We start from the raw sequence: 21,994 nt of genomic DNA, 5'->3' as shown, positions 1-21,994 counted from the left end.
CTGCTTTAATAACATCTATAAAACTCTATAATTACAGCTAAATATACAAAAAAAAGAGCAGAAAAACTAAGTTTTCTACTCCTTAAATTATTATACTTATTACTTAAAGGACTTTTTCAGTGCCCTCAAAAATATTCGGAGCTTTTTTATTTTGTACTAAATCTAAACTATTTTAAAAGTGCATCAAGTTGCTCTTGTAATTTAGGATTTGATGGTCTATCAGCATCAGCATTAACCACTTTTCCAGTTGGATCGATTAAAATAAATCTTGGAATAGAATTAATTCCAAATGCTTTAATAAAATCAGACATCCAGTTTTTATCTGCATACAATTGGATTCCGCCAAGTTGTTTTTCAACTACAAACTTTTTCCACTTTTCATAATCTTTTTGCTCATCAACAGAAATACTTACAAAAGCAATTTTTTTATCGTGATATTTCTCTTCAATTTTTTGCAAAGATGGAATTTCTGCACGACAAGGTCCACACCAAGTAGCCCAAACATCAATGTAAACATATTTTCCTCTCAAGTCTTCTAACTTAGTTTTTCCACCAGCATGGTTTTCATAATCAAAAGATGGTGCTTGTGTGTTGTTTAATTTTTGTTGTTTTAATTTCTCTCCAAAATACATTTTCATTTGAAACATTTCTGTTTCCATTGCTTTTTTCTGAAGTGCAACAAAATTAGGATCCAATTTAGCAGCTTCTAATTTTGCAATATCAGCTTTTTGCTTTTCTGTAATTTTAGCTGTAAACTCTTCCATAGTTTTAGCAGCAAAAAGACTTTCTGCATCAAATTTACTTTCACTCAATATTTTTTGAGCTAAATAATTATTCTCAGAAGCACCTTTTCCTGAATAAACAATCGATTCATCGAAATTCTCTGCATCCATTTTCAATTTTAAGTCAAAACCATTTTTTAAAAACAGTTCACTGTACTCAGCCCCATCAAACAATTGATACATTCCTTCTTTAATTTCAAATGACGAACTAAAATGTCCATCACCTTCTACTTTAATTTCTTTCACAATAATTCTATTGTTTTTAATAAAAAGTATATCCCCATTTCTATGAGCAATATCTGCTTCAAACTTTACTACATTATCTTGCCCAAAGCTTATATTTGATAAAAAAAGCGCAAATAAAAAGAATCCAAATTTTTTCATATTATTAATTTTAATTTAAGTAAAACCAAATGTAGTTAAATTTATTTACCATCAATTATTCATTATGAAAATATTTAGTGTTTATTTCGGTTGAAGTTTTTTACTTTTGCACCCAAGACCAAAGGTCGAATTGTTATTTATAAAAAAATTTTATTCCAAATGTATAGAAGTCATAATTGTGGCGAATTAAACGCCTCGCATATCAATCAAGAAGTTACACTTGCTGGTTGGGTTCAAAAATCAAGAGATAAAGGATTCATGAATTGGGTTGATTTACGCGACCGTTATGGAATTACACAATTATTATTTGACGAAAGTCGTTCTGAAAAATCAGTTTTCGAATTGGCTAAAACTCTTGGAAGAGAATTTGTAGTTCAAGTAAAAGGAACTGTAATTGAGCGTGAAGCCAAAAATAAAAATATAGCAACTGGTGAAATTGAAATTCTAGTAAAAGAAATGACAATTCTAAATGCAGCACTAACGCCACCTTTCACTATTGAAGATGAAACCGACGGTGGTGAAGATATCAGAATGAAATACCGTTATTTGGATATTCGAAGAAATCCAGTTAAGAATAGTTTGTTATTCCGTCACAAAGTAGCACAAGCCGTTAGAAATTACCTTTCTGATTTGGATTTTTGTGAAGTTGAAACTCCATATTTAATCAAATCAACTCCAGAAGGCGCAAGAGATTTCGTAGTTCCTAGTAGAATGAACGAAGGTCAATTTTATGCCTTGCCTCAATCGCCACAAACATTCAAACAATTATTGATGGTTGGCGGAATGGATAAATATTTTCAAATAGTAAAATGTTTCCGTGACGAAGACTTACGTGCCGACAGACAACCCGAGTTTACACAAATCGATTGCGAAATGGCATTTGTGGAACAAGAAGATATTTTAAATGTATTTGAAGGCTTAACGCGTCATTTACTAAAAGAAATAAAAGGTATTGAAGTAGAGAAATTCCCAAGAATTACTTACGATTATGCGATGAAAACTTACGGTAACGACAAACCAGACATTCGTTTTGATATGAAATTTGGTGAGTTGAATGAAGTTTCTCAACACAAAGATTTTCCTGTTTTCAATTCCGCTGAATTAGTAGTTGGAATTGCAGCTCCAAATTGTGCAACTTATACTCGTAAAGAAATCGATGCTTTAATTGACTGGGTAAAACGTCCACAAGTTGGCGCATCTGGAATGGTTTATGTAAAATGTGAAGCTGATGGAACTTATAAATCATCTGTAGATAAATTTTACGATCAGGAAGATTTGAAAAAATGGGCTGAAATTACTGGTGCAAAAGCTGGAGACATGATTTTTGTACTTTCTGGTCCGGCTGATAAAACTCGCGCACAACTTTCTGCATTAAGAATGGAATTAGCAACAAGATTAGGATTGAGAAATCCAGCTGAATTTGCTCCATTATGGGTTGTAGATTTCCCATTATTAGAATTGGATGAAGAATCTGGAAGATGGCATGCAATGCACCATCCATTTACTTCGCCAAAACCTGAAGACATGGAATTGTTAGCAACAAATCCAGGAAAAGTTCGTGCTAATGCTTATGATATGGTTTTGAACGGAAACGAAATTGGTGGTGGTTCAATCAGAATTCACGATAAAGCAACCCAACAATTAATGTTCAAATATCTAGGATTTACAGAAGAAGAAGCTCGTAATCAGTTTGGATTTTTAATGGATGCTTTCCAATTTGGTGCACCACCACATGGAGGTTTAGCCTTTGGATTGGATAGATTAGTAGCAATTCTTGGCGGACAAGAAACGATTCGTGATTTTATCGCCTTCCCAAAAAACAATTCAGGAAGAGATGTTATGATTGATGCACCATCTGTAATTGATGACGCACAATTAAATGAATTACATATAAAAGTTGATTTGAAGTAATTTATATCAAATTCTCAAATAATTTAAAAGCAACTATTTAAAAATTTATAAATAGTTGCTTTTTTTATTGCAAAATTTAGAATTTTTCAAATATTACACTGAAAATCATTCAATTATAATTTTAAATTATTGTAAATTTTTTAAACTTTTATTTAATTTTTGTTTGCTATGTCATAAATAAGTATATCTTTGACCATTATTAATTTTTTTACATTACAAAATGCGCACAGGTACAGTTAAATTTTTCAATGAGTCTAAAGGTTACGGATTCATTACAGATGATGAAAATGGAAAAGACATTTTCGTTCACGCTACAGGTATTAAAGCTGAAAACTTAAACGAAGGAGACAAAGTTTCTTACGAAGAAGAAGAAGGAAGAAAAGGTAAAGTAGCTGCTCAAGTAGTAGTTATCGAAGACTAATATATATTATTTTTTGATTGCCTAAATGGTCAAACGCTCTGAAAATTTCAGAGCGTTTTTTTGTTTTCATAAATATTATTTAGAATAGGTTTAAATAAACGTTTTTAACGCATAAATAACAAACGTTTATCTAATGATTTTTGAGAATTAAATAATGCAATGTATATTTGTGGCTATTTTACAAATACTAACTTTTAGAGACATGCAATCTACTCAAATTGATTATTTACCAATCTTAATGCAAGCTGGACTAGCAATAGGATTTGTTGTCGCAACAATTATTGGTTCTAGTTTCCTTGGACCAAAAAGACATTCTAAAAACAAAGATAAAAACTTCGAGTGCGGTATTGAATCCGTAGGAAATGCGCGTATTCCGTTTTCTGTAAAATATTTTCTTGTTGCAATTCTTTTCGTGCTTTTCGATGTAGAGGTAATTTTCTTATATCCATGGGCAGTAAATTTTAGAGAATTAGGAGTGGATGGAATGATCAAAATGGTTATTTTCATGTTGTTACTTTTAGTTGGTTTCTTCTACATAATCAAGAAGAAAGCATTAGAGTGGGAATAGATTAATTACGAATTTTAAATTACGAATTATAAATGAGTGATTCTAAAACAAAAATGGTTGCTCCACCAGAAGGAGTAACAGGTGAAGGGTTCTTCGCTACTAAATTAAACGACGTTGTGGGATTGGCAAGAGCTAATTCACTTTGGCCTTTACCTTTTGCAACTTCTTGTTGTGGAATTGAGTTCATGGCTACAATGGCATCACATTACGATTTAGCGCGTTTCGGTTCAGAAAGAGTAAGTTTTTCTCCGCGACAAGCCGATATGCTAATGGTAATGGGAACAATTTCTAAAAAAATGGCACCTATTTTACGTCAAGTTTACGAACAAATGTCTGAACCTCGTTGGGTTATTTCTGTTGGTGCTTGTGCATGTTCAGGTGGAGTTTTCGATACGTATTCAGTTTTACAAGGAATTGACAAAGTAATTCCAGTAGACGTTTATGTACCAGGTTGTCCTCCAAGACCAGAACAAATTGTTGATGGTGTAATGCAATTACAAGAATTAGTGAAGAATGAATCTGTACGCAGAAGAAATTCTCCAGAATATAAAGAATTATTAGCTTCTTACAACCTATAATATGGCTTTAGAAACGGCATACATACAAGAAAAAATGACTCAAAAATTTGGAAACAAAGTTTTGAATTTTTCTATGAGTCGAGATGTTTTTTCATTCGAAGCTACTTCAGATGCTATCTACGAAGTAATTAGAACTTTAAAAACAGAAGAGGATTTAAATTTTCACTTCTTAACCGATTTATGTGGAGTTCACTATCCAGACAATGATGAAAATCATCAATTTGCAGTGGTTTATCATCTTCACAATTGGGTTGAAAATGTTAGAATAAGAATAACTACTTATCTTAATGGTGAAAATCCTGAAGTTCATTCAATGACCGATTTGTTTCTTTGCACCAATTGGATGGAAAGAGAAACTTTCGATTTCTACGGAATCAATTTTATTGGTCACCCACAATTGAAACGTATTTTGAATATGGATGAAATGGTGTCTTTCCCAATGCGAAAAGAATTCCCAATGGAAGATAGCGGTAGAACAGATAAAGACGATCGTTTCTTTGGAAGAACGGCACAAAAAATATAAAACAAAATAAATAATTCAACATTATAAAATGTCAGACTTATTATTATTACCAGAGCATCGATATGCCAAAGTTATTGAACAAACTCGCAACGAAGACGGAAGCGAACTTTCAATATTAAATCTTGGTCCAACGCATCCAGCAACACATGGTATTTTTCAAAATATCTTGTTAATGGATGGTGAAAAAATTCTTGATGCAGAACCTACCATAGGATACATTCACCGTGCTTTTGAAAAAATTGCTGAAAACCGTCCGTTTTATCAAGTAAACGTTTTAACAGATAGAATGAACTACTGTTCTTCTCCTATTAACAACATGGCTTGGTGGATGACCGTTGAAAAATTACTAGAAATTGAAGTTCCAAAACGTGCTCAATATTTAAGAGTTATCGTAATGGAATTAGCGCGTATAACAGATCACTTAATCTGTAATTCGATTCTTGGTGTTGATACTGGAGCTTATACCGGTTTCCTTTATGTATTCCAATTTAGAGAAAAAGTATACGAAATCTACGAAGAAATTTGTGGAGCTCGTCTTACAACAAATATGGGTAGAATCGGTGGTTTCGAAAGAGATTGGTCAGAAGCTGCTTTCAAAAAATTAGACACTTTTTTAACTGATTTTCCAGTTGCTTGGAAAGAATTTGAAAACCTTTTCGAAAGAAATAGAATTTTCATAGATAGAACTGTGAATGTCGGACCAATCACTGCTGAAAAAGCAATGCAATATGGTTTAACTGGACCTAATTTACGTGCTGCCGGAATTGATTATGACGTTAGAAAAGCACAACCCTATTCTTCTTATGAAGATTTTGAATTTGATGTTCCTGTAGGAAAATCAGGTGATACTTACGACAGATTTTGTGTTAGAAATGCCGAAGTTTGGGAAAGTTTAAGCATCATCAAACAAGCCTTAGCTAAATTACCGGAAGGACCAATTCATGCTGATGTTCCTGATTATTACTTACCTCCAAAAGAAGATGTTTACCATAATATGGAAAGCTTAATTTATCACTTTAAAATTGTGATGGGTGAAGTTCCAGTTCCAGTAGCAGAAATATATCATCCAGTAGAAGGTGGAAACGGAGAATTAGGATTTTATTTAATAACTGACGGAAGTAGAACGCCATACAGATTACACTTTAGAAGACCTTGCTTTATTTATTACCAAGCTTACACTGAAATGATTAAAGGCGGAATGTTATCAGATGCCATCGTAATATTATCAAGTTTAAATGTAATTGCTGGAGAATTAGACGCATAAGAAGAAAGATTGCAGAATGCAGATTTTAGATTACATATTCAAATATCTAAAATCTAAAATTTAATATCTAAAATTAGAAATGGAAAGATCACATATAAAACAAGAGATAAACATAACTGAATCATTGATGAATCGTATCAATGAATTGATTAGTCATTATCCTGAAGGTAAACAAAAATCGGCTTTACTTCCAGTTTTGCACGAAGTTCAAGATGCTCACGACAATTGGTTGAGTATTGAATTGCAAAACAAAGTTGCTGAAATTTTACAAATCCAAAATATTGAAGTGTACGAAGTAGTAACTTTTTACACGATGTTCAACCAACGTCCAATTGGAAAATACATGTTTGAATTCTGTCAAACTTCTCCTTGTTGTCAAAACGGTGTAGAAGATTTAATGGATTACACTTGTTCTAAATTGGGTGTAAAAGTTGGCGAACCAACAGCTGATGGTTTATTTGAAGTTCGTGGAGTTGAATGTCTTGGTGCTTGTGGATATGCGCCAATGATGCAATTGGGTGATTTCTACCAAGAGCATTTAACAAAAGAAAAAATCGATCAGTTAGTGTCTGATTGCAAAGACGGAAAAATCACTTTACACGATAAATAGTATCATGGGAAGAAAAATATTATTAGACAAAATAAACGTTCCGGGAATTAAAACTTATGAAGTATATCGTCGTGAAGGCGGTTATGCATCAGTAGAAAAAGCCTTGAAAAAAATGACTCCAGATGAAGTGGTTGAAGAAGTAAAAACTTCTGGACTTCGTGGTCGTGGTGGTGCAGGATTTCCAGCTGGAATGAAATGGAGTTTTATCGATAAAAAATCGGGAAATCCAAGACATTTAGTTTGTAACGCTGACGAATCAGAACCTGGAACTTTCAAAGACCGTTACTTAATGGAGTACATTCCTCACCTATTAATTGAAGGAATGATTACATCAAGTTACGCGCTTGGAGCAAACTTATCCTACATCTACATTCGTGGAGAATATATGTGGGTTTACAAAATTTTAGAAAGAGCCATCGCCGAAGCAAAAGCTGCTGGTTGGTTGGGTAAAAACATATTAGGTTCAGGCTACGATTTAGAACTTTTTGTTCAAATTGGTGGTGGAGCTTACATTTGCGGAGAAGAAACTGCATTAATTGAATCACTAGAAGGAAATCGTGGAAATCCAAGATTGAAACCACCATTTCCAGCTGTTAAAGGTCTTTGGCAAAATCCAACCGTAGTAAATAATGTAGAAACAATTGCTGCTGTGCCTTGGATTGTAAATAATTCTGGTGCTGATTATGCTGCTATTGGAATTGGTCGTTCAACTGGTACAAAATTAATTTCAGCATCTGGAAACATAAAAAATCAAGGCGTTTTCGAAATTGAATTGGGTGTTTCTGTTTACGAATTCATGAATTCTGATGAATATTGTGGTGGAATGCAAACCGACCGACCATTAAAAGCATTAGTTCCTGGAGGAAGTTCGGTGCCAATTTTACCAGCCAATTTAATTTACAAAACTGCAGCTGGTGAAGACAGATTAATGACTTACGAAAGTTTATCTGATGGTGGATTCGCAACTGGTTCTATGTTAGGTTCTGGAGGATTTATTGTTTATGATGACAGAGCTTGTATCGTAAGAAATACTTGGAATTTTTCAAGATTTTACCACCACGAATCATGCGGTCAATGTACGCCATGCCGTGAAGGAACAGGTTGGTTAGAAAAAGTTTTATGGAGAATAGAAAATGGACAAGGACGCGAAGAAGACATCGAATTATTATGGAGTATTCAATCAAAAATTGAAGGAAATACAATTTGTCCATTAGGTGATGCGGCTTCATGGCCAGTTGCTGCGGCAATTCGTCATTTTAGAGATGAATTTGAATACCACATTCGTTTCCCAGAAAAAGTAAAAAATAGAGATCATTTTGTGAATGAGCCATTTGAAAAAGTGAAACATTTAGTAGCAAAACAAGAGGTCTAAATATATATTTTTGATGAAAAAAATATTTTTATTTTTATTATTTGTAACTCATATTTCGTTTTCTCAAGAAAACTCAATCAAAGGTTACATAGTTGACGCCAAAAATGACACAATAAAATGTACTTTTATTGGTATTTCAAATATGTTTAACAAAAAGCTTCTTAATCCTGCAGCTGTTTGTGATAAAAAAATTACTATTCAATTAGAAAATGGAGACCAATATATTTACAAACCATTTGCATTAAGTAGTATACATATTTACATGTCAGAAAACGCATACAATATGCCATATTTACCACAAAATACAACCGGTTTCCAAGAAATAAAATTTGTAGGATTAAAAGAAGATAATTATAAATATTTTTACAGAGAAATAATTGTTGGTAAGATTTCTGTTTACCACAAGTATAATCAAGACATGAGGGCAAATTTAACTACAAAAGAAATTTTTGTAAAAGACGATGAAATAAAAAACGTGTCTTCATTTAGTTATAGAGATGATATCGGTTCAATAATAATTGATTATCCAGAACTCTTTAAATTATGGATTGATGGAAATAAAAATTATAAGTTACATCAATCATTACAAGTAATAGAATTATATAACGAACATTTTAAAAATATTCAAGAATAGTTTCAAGTTTCGTATTAAAAATGAATCCGAAAACTTAAAAAAGAAAATTTACAATGAAAGTAACCATAGACGGTCAAGAAATAGAAGTAGAAGCAGGAACAACAATCCTGCAAGCTGCTCGTATGATTGGTGGAGAATCAGTTCCGCCAGCCATGTGTTATTATTCTAAACTAAAAGGAACTGGTGGAAAATGCCGTTGTTGTTTAGTTGACGTTACAAAAGGTAGCGAAGCCGATCCAAGACCAATGCCGAAATTAGTAGCATCTTGTGTTACTGGTTGTCAAGACGGAATGGAAGTAGCTAGCAAATCTTCTGAAAGAGTAACCGAAGCTAGAAAAGCAGTAACCGAATTCCTTTTGATAAATCACCCATTAGATTGTCCGGTTTGTGATCAAGCAGGAGAATGTGATTTGCAAAATTTATCATTCGAACACGGAAAATCGGAAACTCGTTTCATAGAAGAAAAAAGAACTTTCGAACCTGAAGATATTGGCCCACACATCCAATTACATATGAACCGTTGCATCGTTTGTCAACGTTGTGTAGAAGTTGCAGATCAATTAACTGATGGAAGAGTTCACGGAGTTTTAAATCGTGGCGACCATTCACAAATTTCAACTTGCGTTTCAGCAGCAATTGATAACGAATTCTCTGGAAACATGATTGATGTTTGTCCTGTTGGAGCTTTGACAGATAAAACATTCCGATTCAAATCTAGAGTTTGGTTCAACAAACCTTTCAACGCTCACAGAGAATGTACCACTCCAGGATGTTGCGGAAAAACAACACTTTGGATGTTTGGAAACGAAATTCAAAGAGTTACAGCAAGAAAAGACGAATACCATGAAGTAGAAGATTTTATCTGCAACACATGTCGTTTTGACAAAAAAGAAGTTTCTGACTGGGTAATTGAAGGTCCGAGAAGATTTGAAAAAGACTCTGTTATCAATCAAAACAATTATACACGTAAAATGGATAAAGTGGTGATTGAAACAGAAAAAGGAATATTAATGGGAAGAGATATCGATCGTAAAAAAATCAGTATGTCGGAAATTGATTATAACGAAAAAATTGACGGTAACAAAATAGATACAAAATAATGGATAGTGCATTTATAATAGAAAAAAGTATCTTTATTGTTGTGATATTTGCAGTCACAATGGTTATGGCAATGTATTCAACTTGGGCAGAACGTAAAGTTGCTGCATATCTTCAAGACAGAGTTGGACCAAACCGTGCTGGTTGGGGTGGATTATTACAACCACTTGCCGATGGAATGAAACTTTTTGCCAAAGAAGAATTTGAACCAAATACTAAAAATAGATTTTTATTTTTTGTTGGTCCAGCGGTAGCAATGAGTACGGCATTGATGACCAGTGCTGTAATTCCTTGGGGTGATAGATTAGAAATTTTTGGTAGAACAGTAATACTTCAAGCAACCGATACAGACAGTGCAATTTTATACATTTTCGCTGTAGTTTCTCTTGGTGTTTATGGAATTATGATTGGAGGTTGGGCTTCTAACAATAAGTTTTCATTGATGGGAGCAGTTCGTGCTGCATCACAAATGGTTTCGTATGAAATTGCAATGGGTTTATCTATAATAGCTTTATTGATGATGACAGGAACATTGAGTTTAAAAGAAATCTCTGTTCAACAACATGGTTTACACTGGAATGTATTCTATCAACCATTGTCATTCTTAATCTTTTTGATTTGTGCTTTTGCAGAAACTAACAGAACACCTTTCGATTTGGCAGAATGTGAATCAGAATTAATTGGTGGTTATCATACCGAATATTCTTCCATGAAAATGGGATTCTATTTATTTGCTGAATATGCTAATATGTTTATTTCGGCAACAATAATTTCAGTCTTATTCTTTGGTGGATACAATTATCCAGGAATGAGTTGGGCTATAGAAAATTGGGGTGTAAATATTGGAAATGTGATAGGTATATTTGCCTTATTTGCCAAATTATGTTTCTTCATCTTTTTCTTTATGTGGATTAGATGGACAATACCAAGATTTAGATACGATCAATTGATGAATTTAGGATGGAGAATATTAATTCCACTATCTATTGTCAATATTATTATAACAGGAATTTGCATTCTAGCTTTTAAATAAGAAAAGAAATTATGTCAACATCGATACAAAGTATATCATTATCAGGTAAGAAAAAACAAGTTTCTAATAAAGAAATGACTTTTCTTGAAAGAATGTACCTGATAGCAATTTTTAAAGGTTTATGGATTACCATCAAACACTTTTTTAAGAAAAAAGCAACGATTCATTATCCAGAACAAGTACGTGAGTTTAGTCCTGTTTATCGTGGTCAGCACATGTTGAAACGCGACGAACAAGGAAGAGAAAATTGTACGGCTTGTGGTTTGTGCGCTCTTTCATGTCCAGCAGAAGCAATTACCATGAAAGCCGAAGAACGTAAAAAAGGTGAAGAACATTTGTACAGAGAAGAAAAATACGCTTCAATCTACGAAATCAATATGTTGCGTTGCATTTTCTGTGGATTGTGTGAAGAAGCTTGTCCAAAAGACGCAATTTACCTTACAATTTCTAAAGAATTAGTTCCAGCACAATATAATAGAGAAGATTTTATTTTCGGAAAAGATAAATTAGTGATGCCACTAGAAATGGCTATGGCAAATACTAAAAAACTTAATTAATTATGTCACCGATACTTATCATATTTTACGTTTTAGCTGCTATCACATTAGCAACAGCGTTTTTGACCATATACAGCAAAAATCCTATTCATAGTGCTATTTATTTAGTGTTATGTTTCTTTTCAATTGCAGGACACTATTTATTATTTAATGCACAATTCCTTGCAATAGTTCATGTTATAGTCTATTCTGGTGCCATTATGATTCTATTCTTATTCACCATCATGTTAATGAATTTGAATAAAGAAGATGAAGTTCACAAACCAAGAATTACTAGACTTGGTGCCATAACAACATTTATTTTATTGAGTACAGCATTAGTTTTAATATTTATGTACTCAAAACCTTTCGTTGGTGATTATCCTACAACTGGTGAAGATTTTCAATCCATAAAAAAATTAGGAACTGTTTTATTGGATGACAAAGAAGGATTTATGGTTCCATTTGAATTTGCTTCTATCCTACTTTTAGTGGCAATGATTGGAGCTGTTTTATTATCAAAAAAAGAAAAACCAACTAAATAATCATGGAGAATATTTTAAATCAAATTGGTATTGAAAATTACATTTTCCTTTCTGTTCTTCTATTTTGTATAGGAGTCTTTGGAGTATTGTACAGAAGAAATGCCATCATTGTTTTTATGTCAATAGAAATTATGTTGAATGCAGTAAACTTACTTTTTGTTGCCTTTTCAACGTATTGGCAAGATGCAAAAGGAGAAGTATTTGTATTCTTTTCAATGGCTGTTGCTGCTGCAGAAGTTGCTGTAGGTTTGGCGATTTTAGTTGCTGTTTTCCGAAATATTGGTTCGGTAGATATATCAAATTTAAAAAACTTAAAAGGATAATCCCTAATGGAGAATAGTTTAGTTTTACTCTTATTATTAACCCCATTTGTTGGGTTCTTATTCAATGTTTTCTTCGGAAAGAAAGCAGGAAAAAACATTTCAGGTGCAATAGGAACAATTGCTGTGGCAGTTTCTTTTGTGATGAGTGTTTACTTCTTCATGCAATTAAATACTTCAGGCAAAGCAATTCAAGTTATTAAATTATTTGATTGGATTCAATTAGGAAATCTGAAAATTGATTTTGGAATTTTATTAGACCAATTATCATTATTGTGGTTATTATTTGTAACCGGAATTGGTTCTTTGATTCACTTATACTCTATCAGCTACATGCACGATGATGAAAATATGCACAAGTTTTTTGCGTATTTGAATTTGTTTATCTTCTTCATGATAACATTAGTAGTTGGAAGCAACTTATTAGTAATGTTTATCGGATGGGAAGGCGTTGGACTTTGCTCCTACTTACTTATCGGATTTTGGTATAAAAACCAAGATTATAACGATGCTGCAAAGAAAGCTTTCATCATGAATAGAATTGGTGATTTAGGTTTCTTGATTGGGATATTTATTTTGGCAAGTTTATTTTCTACAATTGATTTTGTTGAAATGAAACAGATTTTAACCAATATGAATTTCACAACAAATACAATCCCTACATTATTAGGATTAGCCGCATTATGCCTTTTCATCGGAGCTACAGGAAAATCTGCACAATTACCACTTTACACTTGGTTACCAGATGCGATGGCTGGGCCAACTCCAGTTTCGGCATTAATTCATGCTGCAACGATGGTAACGGCTGGTATTTTCATGATTACAAGAATGAATTTCTTATTTGATTTAACTCATGATGTACAACACATAATTGCAGTTGTTGGAGCAATAACAGCATTAGTTGCAGCATCAATTGGATTACTTCAAAACGATATTAAAAAAGTATTAGCTTATTCAACAGTTTCTCAATTAGGACTAATGTTTTTAGCTTTAGGAATGGGTGCATATACTGTAGCTGTATTTCATGTAATAACACATGCTTTCTTTAAAGCTTGTTTATTCTTGGGTTCTGGTTCTGTAATTCACGCTTTGCATGGCGAACAAGATATGCGTAAAATGGGTGGTTTACGAAAAGTAATGCCAATCACTTTTGCAACAATGTTAATTTCAACATTAGCAATTGCAGGTATTTTTCCTTTCGCAGGATTTTGGTCAAAAGATGAAATTTTAATGGTAGCTTTTGAACATAATAAAGTACTTTGGATTGTTGGTTCTATTGCATCAATCATGACAGCATTCTATATGTTCCGATTAATGTACTTAACATTCTTTAGAGAATTTAGAGGAACGGAAGAGCAAAAACATCACTTACATGAAAGTCCAAGTTTAATAACTTTGCCACTTATCATACTTGCTGCATTAGCTACTGTTGGTGGATTAATTAATTTACCTGGAAGCAATTGGTTAAATCATTTCTTAGAACCAATTTTAGTTACTAAACATGAACATCATGCTCTTGGAAGTCAAGAATATATGTTGATGGCAATTGCTTTAACTGGTGCAATTATCGGAATTGTTTGGGCGTATTCTAAATACATCAAACAAGGATTTGTTCCAAAAGAAGATTCTGAAATTTCAGGTTTATCAAAAACCATTTATAACAAATATTATGTTGATGAATTTTACACTTCATTAATAGTAAAACCTTTGAATGGACTTTCAAATTTCTTTAGAACAACTTTAGAACCTGCTCTAGGAAAAGTAGTTTACGGATTTGGAACCGTTGCAAATGGAATTGGAAATCAAGGAAAAAAATTACAAACTGGAAGTATCGGATTGTATTTATTTGCATTCGTAATAGGACTTTTAGCCATAGTTAGTTATTTATTTTTAGCTCAATAATTTAAAACAAAATGAACGTATCACTTATATTAATACTACTCTTAGTTGGTGCCATTGCAACCTTCCTTTCTGGAGATAAATTCGCTTCAAAAGTGGCTTTATTATTTAGTTTGGCTGCTTTAGTATGCTCTTCAATATTAGTAAATCAATTTTTGGGCGGAATAAACATTAGCTTATCAAATCCTTGGATTTTACAACCTAATATCTCCTTTGCACTTAAAGCCGATGGATTATCATTAGCAATGGTACTTTTAACAACTTCATTGCTTCCATTAATTGTATTATCTTCTTTCGGAAATAATTTCAAAAATTCTAAAAACTTCTATGGATTAGTATTATTCATGGCATTTGCGATGGTTGGAACTTTCTTAGCAAGCGACGGATTATTATATTATATCTTTTGGGAACTTGCTTTAATTCCAATATACTTTATAGCATTAGTTTGGGGTAATGGCGATACTGAAGAACGTAAAAAAGCCGTAGTTAAATTCTTCATTTATACTTTAGGTGGTTCCTTATTTATGCTTATTGCATTTGCTTATTTGTACACCAAAGCTGGAAGTTTTCTATTGGAAGATTTAACAAAATTAAATTTATCTACAACCGAACAAACTTGGATTTTCTTAGCCTTCTTTTTAGCTTATGCTATTAAAATTCCAATCATACCTTTCCACACTTGGCAGGCGAAAGTATATCAAAAAGCACCAACCGTTGGAACAATGCTTCTATCAGGAATCATGTTAAAAATGGGATTATATAGTGTAATTCGTTGGCAATTACCAATTGCTCCGTTAGCTGCTAAAACTTACATGCCAGTTTTAATTGGTTTAAGTATTGCTGGAGTTATTTATGGTTCTATAGTGGCTTTGCGCCAAAAGGATTTGAAAAAATTACTTGCTTATTCTTCTCTTGCTCACGTAGGATTAATTGCTGCTGGTTGTTATACTTTAACAGCAGATGGTTTAAGCGGAGCTGTTTCTCAAATGATTGCTCACGGATTTGTAATCGTTGGATTATTCTTTGCTGCTGAAGTAATTTTTAGAAGATTTGAAACATACAAAATTGATGAAATGGGCGGTGTTCGTTCGCAAGCATCAAAATTCACTTCTATGTTTATGATTTTGGTTTTAGCATCTGTTGCTTTGCCAGGAACATTCAACTTTATTGGAGAGTTTACCGTTTTGTATAGTTTATCTCAAGTAAACATTTGGTATGCAGTTCTTGGTGGAACAACCATAATATTAGGAGCTTATTATATGTTAAAAATGTTCCAAAATGTAATGCTAGGAGAAACAAATACTAAATTATTTGCAGACGTTACAACAACCGAAATAATTGTCTTTGTGATAATAATTGCCTTTTTACTTTTCTACGGATTGTATCCAAAACCAATTGTAGATTTGGTAATGCCAAGCATAAAAGAAACTCTAATTCAAATTAATAGATTTAACTAATTATAATGAATACATTAATAGCAATATCAGGTTTAGGCGTTTTCTGTCTTATAGCTGAAATCTTTAATTTTAGAAAAGCAATTGTACCTGTAGTTATCTTAGGTCTATTAGCAATACTAGGCACAACACTAAATATTTGGTCATTTGGAGAATTGTTAAACAGTCAATACACCAATATGATTGTTGCTGATAAATTTTCTAATGCTTTTTCATCATTATTCATTGTTCTTACTATATTTTTAGTAGCCATGAGTCACGATGTTTACAAAGATCATGAAACAAAAATTTCTGACTTTATAGCAATAAAAATTTTCCTTTTAGCAGGTGCTGTTGCGATGGTTTCTTTCTCTAACCTATCAATGTACTTTTTAGGAATTGAAACATTATCAATAGCTCTTTACATTCTTGCAGGAAGTAGCAGATTGGATATAAAAAGTAATGAAGCCGGAATGAAATATTTCCTAATGGGTTCGTTTGCATCAGGATTTATTCTATTTGGTATCTGTTTAATTTATGGTGCTATGGGAAGTTTTGATGTTACAGAGATTAGCGAAATGTCGCGCTCAGCAGAATTACCAATTTGGTTTCCAATAGGTATTTCGTTATTAACTGTTGGTATGTTATTTAAAATTGCTGCTGTACCGTTTCATTTTTGGGCACCAGATGTTTATGAAGGTGCACCTTCAATTGTAACAGCTACGATGAGTACTTTAGCAAAAGTTGTGGCTTTTGCAACATTATATAAATTATTGGCTACTATGAATGCTGATATCTCTTCGGCATACCAAAACATCATTATAATAGTTTCAATTGCTTCTATGACTGTTGGAAATATTATGGCTTTACGTCAAAATAATGTAAAACGTATGTTGGCGTTTTCAGGTATTTCACATGCAGGTTTTATGATGATGACTTTATTGAGTCTATCTAATTCATCTGGGAACTTACTTTATTATACGGTTGCTTATGCTTTAGCAGGAATTGCTTCCTTTGCAGTAATCATAAATGTTACAAGAAATAAAGACAATGAAGATATTTTAAACTTCAACGGACTTGGAAAGACAAATCCAGTAATGGCAGCAGTTTTAACAGCGTCACTTTTATCAATGGCTGGAATCCCAATTTTCTCTGGATTTTTTGCTAAATTTATGTTGTTTACACAAACCATTCAAGCCGGATTCTTAATCGTAGTTATTGCTGGTGTTATTAATTCTATAATTAGTGTTGGATATTATTTCAAACTAATTTTAGCAATGTATACTAAAGAACCAAGTGAAGAAAAACAAAGCACTCCATTTGTATATTATGCAGTTGGAATAGTTTCAATTGTATTAAATATCATCATCGGATTGTATCCATCTTTAGTTACAGATTTAATCAAATAGGAAGACTATTTTTAAAATACTCAAAACCATCAAAAGCAATTTTGATGGTTTTTTATTTATCAACAATCGAACTATTTAACAATTGTGAAATTCAATTATTGACTAAATTTACAATATGTATGCTTTAGTCGATTGTAACAATTTTTATGCCTCGTGCGAACGTGTTTTCCAACCTCAATATAATGGAAAACCGGTTGTTATTTTATCTAATAATGACGGTTGTGTCATCTCTAGAAGTAACGAAGCTAAAGAAGTTGGTGTTCCAATGGGTGCACCTGAATTTAAAATTCGTGAACTTCTGAAAGAGAAAAATGTTAAAGTCTTCTCTTCTAATTATCCTTTATATGGTGACTTGAGTAATCGTGTGATGAAAACTTTAGAAGCGTTTACTCCAAATCTTGAAATTTATAGTATTGATGAAGCCTTTCTAAACTTTGACGGAATGTCAATTTCTGATTATCATGATTATGGAATTCAGATTAAGAAACGTGTACAAAAATGGGTTGGAATTCCTGTTTGTGTCGGATTTGCACCAACTAAAGCGCTTTCAAAAGTAGCCAATAGAATTGCAAAAAAGTTTCAAGACAGAACACAAGGAATTTATGTAATTGATACGGAAGAAAAACGTGTCAAAGCTATAAAATGGACTAAAATTGAGGACGTTTGGGGAATTGGTCGCAGGTTAACAAAGAAAATGATGGCGCACAATATTCTAACAGCTTATGATTTTACAAAACCTCAACACGAAGCATGGATTAGAAAAGAAATGGGCGTTATTGGTATGCGATTAAAATATGAATTGGAGGGAAAATCGGTTTTAGATTTAGAACCTATTCGGGAACAAAAGAAAAGTATTGCTACTACTAGAAGTTTTCCGAAACAGATTTCAGAATTTGACGATTTACGAGAACGCATAGCAACATTTTCTGCGGTTTGTGCCGAAAAATTACGCAAACAAAAATCATGTTGTCAAACAATAATTGTAATGTTGGTCATTGATAAACACAAATACCAATCTCAAAAATATTATTTCAACAAAGCGGTTACTTTGCCTTATTCAACCAATTCGACTTTGACAATTTCAAATGTTGCCATATCCATGTTGAAAGATTTGTACAAAGGAAATGAAGGAATCAAATTCAAAAAAGCAGGTGTAATAGTTACTGAATTAATTGATGAAGATAAAAAACAGCTTCAATTATTTGAAGAAGAAAATCCGAAGCATTTGGCAATCATGAAAGCAATGGATTTTTTGAATGCTAAAATTGGAGATCGAAAAGTAAAATTAGGAACACAAAATTTAAATCTAACTTGGAACATGAAGCAAAATCATTTGTCACCTAGATTCACTACAAGATTTAACGAAATACTAGAAATAAAATGTCACTAAAAAGAGAACCTTCTTTAATTTTCTTCCGTCCAAACTTAGAAAGCGAATTGAAAATACCTTACATAAAAGAAGGTGTTTCTGCTGGATTCCCATCGCCTGCAACCGATTTTATGGAAAGTGGCATTGATTTAAATAAAGAATTATGTAAAAATCCTTTATCTACGTTTTACATAAAAGTAAATGGAAATTCGATGATAAATGCCGGAATAAATGATAAAGACATTCTTGTTGTTGACCGAAGTTTAGAACCTCAAAACAACAAAATTGCGGTTTGTTTCATCGATGGTGAGTTCACCGTAAAACGAATCAAAACAGAAGAAAATTGTATCTACCTAATGCCTGAAAATAAAAATTACCAACCCATAAAAGTCAGTGACGAAAATGAGTTGATAATTTGGGGTATTGTTACTTATGTGATTAAAAACTTATAATATTTCTACCAAAAAACAGTATACAAAGCTGCTGTAACTGCAACAATCACAAGCATTCCTACAGTGAAACTTGGTGACATTTTGAACATCGTTTTATCAACTTCTAAACCATTGGTTTGAACACCTTTTTTAGTTTCATACATACTAATAAAATACATTCCAATAACGCAAATTAAGAATACAAATCCCATTCTATCAATAAACGGAATTTCATATACGCCATCAGCATTTGGCACAGCAAATCCCATTGGATTTAAGAATGATAAATCAACAAAAGCTGGCATGAATTTGAAAATGATTGAAAGAATAAATCCGCCAATCGTTGCAAACAAAGCGGCGTTTGAAGTAGTTTTTTTCCAAAAGAAACCCAAAATAAACATCGCAAAAACTCCTGGACTCACAAATCCTGTGTATTCTTGAATGTATTGAAAACCTCCTTTTTTATCTATTCCTAAAAATGGCGCTACAACAACAGCAATAATCATTGCTGTGATTATCGTAAGTTTTCCAATGCTTACTAATTTTTTCTCGCTTGCCTCAACATTTATTTTTTCTTTGTAAACGTCCAATGTAAAAATCGTTGCTATACTGTTCGCTTTTCCTGCCAAAGAAGCTACAATCGCTGCTGTCAATGCGGCAAACGAAAGTCCTTTTAATCCAACTGGTAATAAATTCAATAAAATAGGATAAGCTCGATCTGGATTTACACTTCCGTCTTGTAACATTTCCGTTTGAAAATGTCCGTTTTGATATAAAACATAAGCGGCAATTCCTGGCAAAACGACTATAATTGGCATTAATAACTTCAAGAAAGCAGCAAATAAAATTCCACCACGGGCGGTTTTCAAATCGGCACCTAAAGCTCTTTGAGTAATGTATTGGTTGCAACCCCAATAATTAAGATTGATAATTAACATTCCACCAATTAGTACTGAAAGTCCTGGTAAATCCATATAATTTGGATTGGTTTTATCAAAAATCATATGAAAATGGTCATCGGCTTTATCTCGCATAATATTAAATCCGTTGATAACTCCATCAGAACCAAATTCGGTAGCTACTAAATTTAAAGCTAAATATGTGGTAATCAATCCACCTAAAATCAAGAAAAATACCTGAATAACGTCAGTGTAACCAATAACTTTCATTCCGCCAAGTGTAATCATAACTGCAAAAACTGCTAAGAATATCATACACAAAGTAATATTCAAACCTGAAATACTACTAATTGCTAAAGCTCCTAAATACAATATTGAAGTTAGATTTACCAAAACATATAACAACAACCAAAAAACGGCCATAATCATTGCAACATTGCCATTATACCGCTGTTTTAAATATTGAGGCATGGTAAATATTTTGTTTTTGAGATATACTGGCATGAAGAAAACCGCAACGATTACCAGAGTAATTGCCGCCATCCATTCGTAAGTGGCAATAGCCAATCCCATTTTGAAACCACTTCCACTCATTCCAATAAACTGCTCAGCACTGATGTTACTCGCAATTAAAGACGCTCCAATTGCCCACCAAGTTAACGAACCTTCGGCAAGAAAATAATCGTTACTACTGGTTTGCGCTTTCTTTTTTCGGTTGTAAATCCAAAATCCGTAACCTACAATTATTATAAAATAGAGGAAGAAAACAATATAGTCTTTGGTTGCTAGTGTTTGCATTGGTTTAGTTTAATAGTTAGTTTTCAATTTTTTAACCATTAAGGTATTAAGGTAATTAAGTCTTAATGAATCTTAATTTCTTAATGGTTAAAGTTTATAATTTAATTATCTCTTTTTAAAATGAACATCTGATAATTCTCTTAAAATTTTAGCACTTTGCTCTGGTGAAATATCGCGTTGTGCTTCAGCAAGCATTTCATAACCGACCATAAATTTTTTTACAGTCGCGCTTCGCAATAATGGTGGATAAAAATGCATGTGAAAATGCCATTCTGGATGCGAAACTCTATCGGTTGGTGATTGATGAATTCCTGCTGAATAAGGAAAAGACGTTTCGAATAAGTTATCATATTTAACGGTAATTCCTTTCAGAATTTCTGAAAATGCTTTCGTTTCATCATTGGTCATTGCTATGATATTTCCGAAATGTCTTTTGCTGATAATCATAGTTTCATAAGGCCAAGTTGCCCAAAAAGGAACCAAAACCACAAAATGATCATTCTCAATAACGACACGTTCTTGCAACTTTAATTCTTGCTCAACATAATCTTTCAACAAACTAGATTGATTTTTATCGTAGTAAGAACGCAGGCTTTTTTGTGTTTTTTCTATTTGAGTTGGCAAAGAAGATTGCGCCCAAATTTGACCATGTGGATGTGGATTGCTACAACCCATAACGCTTCCTTTATTTTCAAAAATCTGAACGTAATTGATGAAATCTTGACTTCCTAATTCGATGTATTGTTCTTTCCAAACTTTTACCACCTTTTCAATATCTGAAACATCCATTTCGGGTAAAGTAAGGTTGTGCTTTGGTGAAAAACAAATGACTTTATTAATTCCTCGTTCTGGTTTTAACTGAAATAAATTGTTGAAATTATTTTCAAAATCAACCTCATCTCGTAACAAAGCAGAAAAATCATTTTCAAACACATAACAATCGGTATAATTGTCATTTTTTACTCCATTTGAACGAACATTTCCTGAGCACAAATAGCAATTTTCATCGTGTTCTGGACGATTGTCTTCTGCAATTTTCTCGTTTTGACCTTGCCATGGACGTTTGGCGCGATGTGGCGAAACCAAAATCCATTCGTCTAGCAAAGGATTATATCTTCTGTGTGGATGTTCGTTATGGTTGAAGTTTTGCATGTTTTTATTTTTTAAACCTGACAGG

Annotated in this window: 22 protein-coding genes; 19 read left to right on the top strand and 3 right to left on the bottom strand. The window is 32.7% G+C overall.

Annotated features, from left to right (window positions below; translation table 11 throughout):
- Positions 1–167 precede the first annotated feature (167 nt).
- Positions 168–1,166, bottom strand: coding sequence for a TlpA family protein disulfide reductase (locus ACIQ06_RS12090; protein WP_396146643.1), 999 nt, complete (start codon positions 1,164–1,166; stop codon positions 168–170).
- A gap of 159 nt (positions 1,167–1,325) precedes the next feature.
- On the opposite strand from ACIQ06_RS12090, the gene aspS reads away from it, so the two are divergent.
- The 19 genes from aspS to ACIQ06_RS11995 all read left to right on the top strand — a co-directional run bounded on the left by aspS (position 1,326) and on the right by ACIQ06_RS11995 (position 19,141).
- A complete protein-coding gene (gene aspS / locus ACIQ06_RS12085; RefSeq protein WP_396146641.1) occupies positions 1,326–3,077 on the top strand; it encodes an aspartate--tRNA ligase in 1,752 nt (583 codons plus the stop codon).
- Positions 3,078–3,297: 220 nt separating this feature from the next.
- Positions 3,298–3,498, top strand: coding sequence for a cold-shock protein (locus ACIQ06_RS12080; RefSeq protein WP_298116537.1), 201 nt, complete (start codon positions 3,298–3,300; stop codon positions 3,496–3,498).
- 202 nt (positions 3,499–3,700) lie between these two features.
- Positions 3,701–4,066, top strand: coding sequence for an NADH-quinone oxidoreductase subunit A (locus ACIQ06_RS12075; RefSeq protein WP_298303847.1), 366 nt, complete (start codon positions 3,701–3,703; stop codon positions 4,064–4,066).
- Positions 4,067–4,098: 32 nt separating this feature from the next.
- Positions 4,099–4,644: an NADH-quinone oxidoreductase subunit B gene (locus ACIQ06_RS12070; protein WP_298116535.1), complete on the top strand. Its 546-nt coding sequence runs from the start codon at positions 4,099–4,101 to the stop codon at positions 4,642–4,644.
- Position 4,645: 1 nt separating this feature from the next.
- Positions 4,646–5,167: an NADH-quinone oxidoreductase subunit C gene (locus tag ACIQ06_RS12065; protein ID WP_396146638.1), complete on the top strand. Its 522-nt coding sequence runs from the start codon at positions 4,646–4,648 to the stop codon at positions 5,165–5,167.
- A 28-nt stretch (positions 5,168–5,195) separates the two neighbouring features.
- A complete protein-coding gene (gene nuoD, locus ACIQ06_RS12060) occupies positions 5,196–6,431 on the top strand; it encodes an NADH dehydrogenase (quinone) subunit D (protein WP_298303839.1) in 1,236 nt (411 codons plus the stop codon).
- A 79-nt stretch (positions 6,432–6,510) separates the two neighbouring features.
- Positions 6,511–7,041, top strand: coding sequence for a complex I 24 kDa subunit family protein (locus ACIQ06_RS12055; RefSeq protein WP_396146636.1), 531 nt, complete (start codon positions 6,511–6,513; stop codon positions 7,039–7,041).
- A 4-nt stretch (positions 7,042–7,045) separates the two neighbouring features.
- Entirely contained in the window at positions 7,046–8,413 is a 1,368-nt protein-coding gene (gene nuoF / locus ACIQ06_RS12050; RefSeq protein WP_396146634.1) for an NADH-quinone oxidoreductase subunit NuoF, read from the top strand.
- Between the two features lie 13 nt (positions 8,414–8,426).
- Entirely contained in the window at positions 8,427–9,047 is a 621-nt protein-coding gene (locus ACIQ06_RS12045) for a hypothetical protein (RefSeq protein WP_396146632.1), read from the top strand.
- Positions 9,048–9,100: 53 nt separating this feature from the next.
- The gene (locus ACIQ06_RS12040; protein WP_396146630.1) at positions 9,101–10,147 is read left to right on the top strand and encodes a 2Fe-2S iron-sulfur cluster-binding protein; all 1,047 of its coding nucleotides are present in this window, start codon (positions 9,101–9,103) and stop codon (positions 10,145–10,147) included.
- Positions 10,147–11,178: an NADH-quinone oxidoreductase subunit NuoH gene (gene nuoH / locus ACIQ06_RS12035; protein ID WP_345092030.1), complete on the top strand. Its 1,032-nt coding sequence runs from the start codon at positions 10,147–10,149 to the stop codon at positions 11,176–11,178. Before ACIQ06_RS12040 ends, nuoH begins: the two co-directional genes overlap by 1 nt.
- Before the next feature lie 11 nt (positions 11,179–11,189).
- Complete coding sequence (locus tag ACIQ06_RS12030) at positions 11,190–11,735, top strand: NADH-quinone oxidoreductase subunit I (protein WP_298303831.1); 546 nt, start codon at positions 11,190–11,192, stop codon at positions 11,733–11,735.
- Positions 11,736–11,737: 2 nt separating this feature from the next.
- Positions 11,738–12,259, top strand: a complete 522-nt coding sequence (locus ACIQ06_RS12025; protein ID WP_298303829.1) for an NADH-quinone oxidoreductase subunit J — start codon at positions 11,738–11,740, stop codon at positions 12,257–12,259.
- 2 nt (positions 12,260–12,261) lie between these two features.
- Positions 12,262–12,582, top strand: coding sequence for an NADH-quinone oxidoreductase subunit NuoK (gene nuoK / locus ACIQ06_RS12020; RefSeq protein ID WP_345092040.1), 321 nt, complete (start codon positions 12,262–12,264; stop codon positions 12,580–12,582).
- A 6-nt stretch (positions 12,583–12,588) separates the two neighbouring features.
- Positions 12,589–14,481, top strand: a complete 1,893-nt coding sequence (nuoL, locus tag ACIQ06_RS12015) for an NADH-quinone oxidoreductase subunit L (protein ID WP_396146626.1) — start codon at positions 12,589–12,591, stop codon at positions 14,479–14,481.
- 11 nt (positions 14,482–14,492) lie between these two features.
- A complete protein-coding gene (locus ACIQ06_RS12010) occupies positions 14,493–15,935 on the top strand; it encodes a NuoM family protein (protein ID WP_396146624.1) in 1,443 nt (480 codons plus the stop codon).
- A 5-nt stretch (positions 15,936–15,940) separates the two neighbouring features.
- Positions 15,941–17,320, top strand: a complete 1,380-nt coding sequence (locus ACIQ06_RS12005) for an NADH-quinone oxidoreductase subunit N (RefSeq protein WP_298303820.1) — start codon at positions 15,941–15,943, stop codon at positions 17,318–17,320.
- 115 nt (positions 17,321–17,435) lie between these two features.
- Positions 17,436–18,710 (top strand): Y-family DNA polymerase, encoded by a 1,275-nt coding sequence (locus ACIQ06_RS12000; RefSeq protein ID WP_396146622.1) that lies wholly within the window; start codon positions 17,436–17,438, stop codon positions 18,708–18,710.
- Positions 18,701–19,141, top strand: a complete 441-nt coding sequence (locus ACIQ06_RS11995; RefSeq protein WP_396146620.1) for a LexA family protein — start codon at positions 18,701–18,703, stop codon at positions 19,139–19,141. The genes ACIQ06_RS12000 and ACIQ06_RS11995 overlap by 10 nt, the downstream gene beginning before the upstream one ends.
- 5 nt (positions 19,142–19,146) lie before the next feature.
- Here the strand turns inward: ACIQ06_RS11995 and ACIQ06_RS11990 are convergent, their stop codons facing one another.
- Together ACIQ06_RS11990 and ACIQ06_RS11985 are read right to left on the bottom strand one after the other, a co-directional pair.
- Positions 19,147–20,817, bottom strand: coding sequence for a sodium/sugar symporter (locus ACIQ06_RS11990; RefSeq protein WP_396146618.1), 1,671 nt, complete (start codon positions 20,815–20,817; stop codon positions 19,147–19,149).
- Between the two features lie 105 nt (positions 20,818–20,922).
- Positions 20,923–21,969, bottom strand: a complete 1,047-nt coding sequence (locus ACIQ06_RS11985; protein ID WP_396146616.1) for a UDP-glucose--hexose-1-phosphate uridylyltransferase — start codon at positions 21,967–21,969, stop codon at positions 20,923–20,925.
- Positions 21,970–21,994: the final 25 nt, after the last annotated feature.

Origin of the sequence: Flavobacterium sp. (assembly GCF_044341265.1) — a bacterium.
In the GTDB taxonomy this organism is placed as follows: Bacteria; Bacteroidota; Bacteroidia; order Flavobacteriales; family Flavobacteriaceae; genus Flavobacterium.
This window is presented reverse-complemented; position numbering and strand designations above follow the sequence as displayed.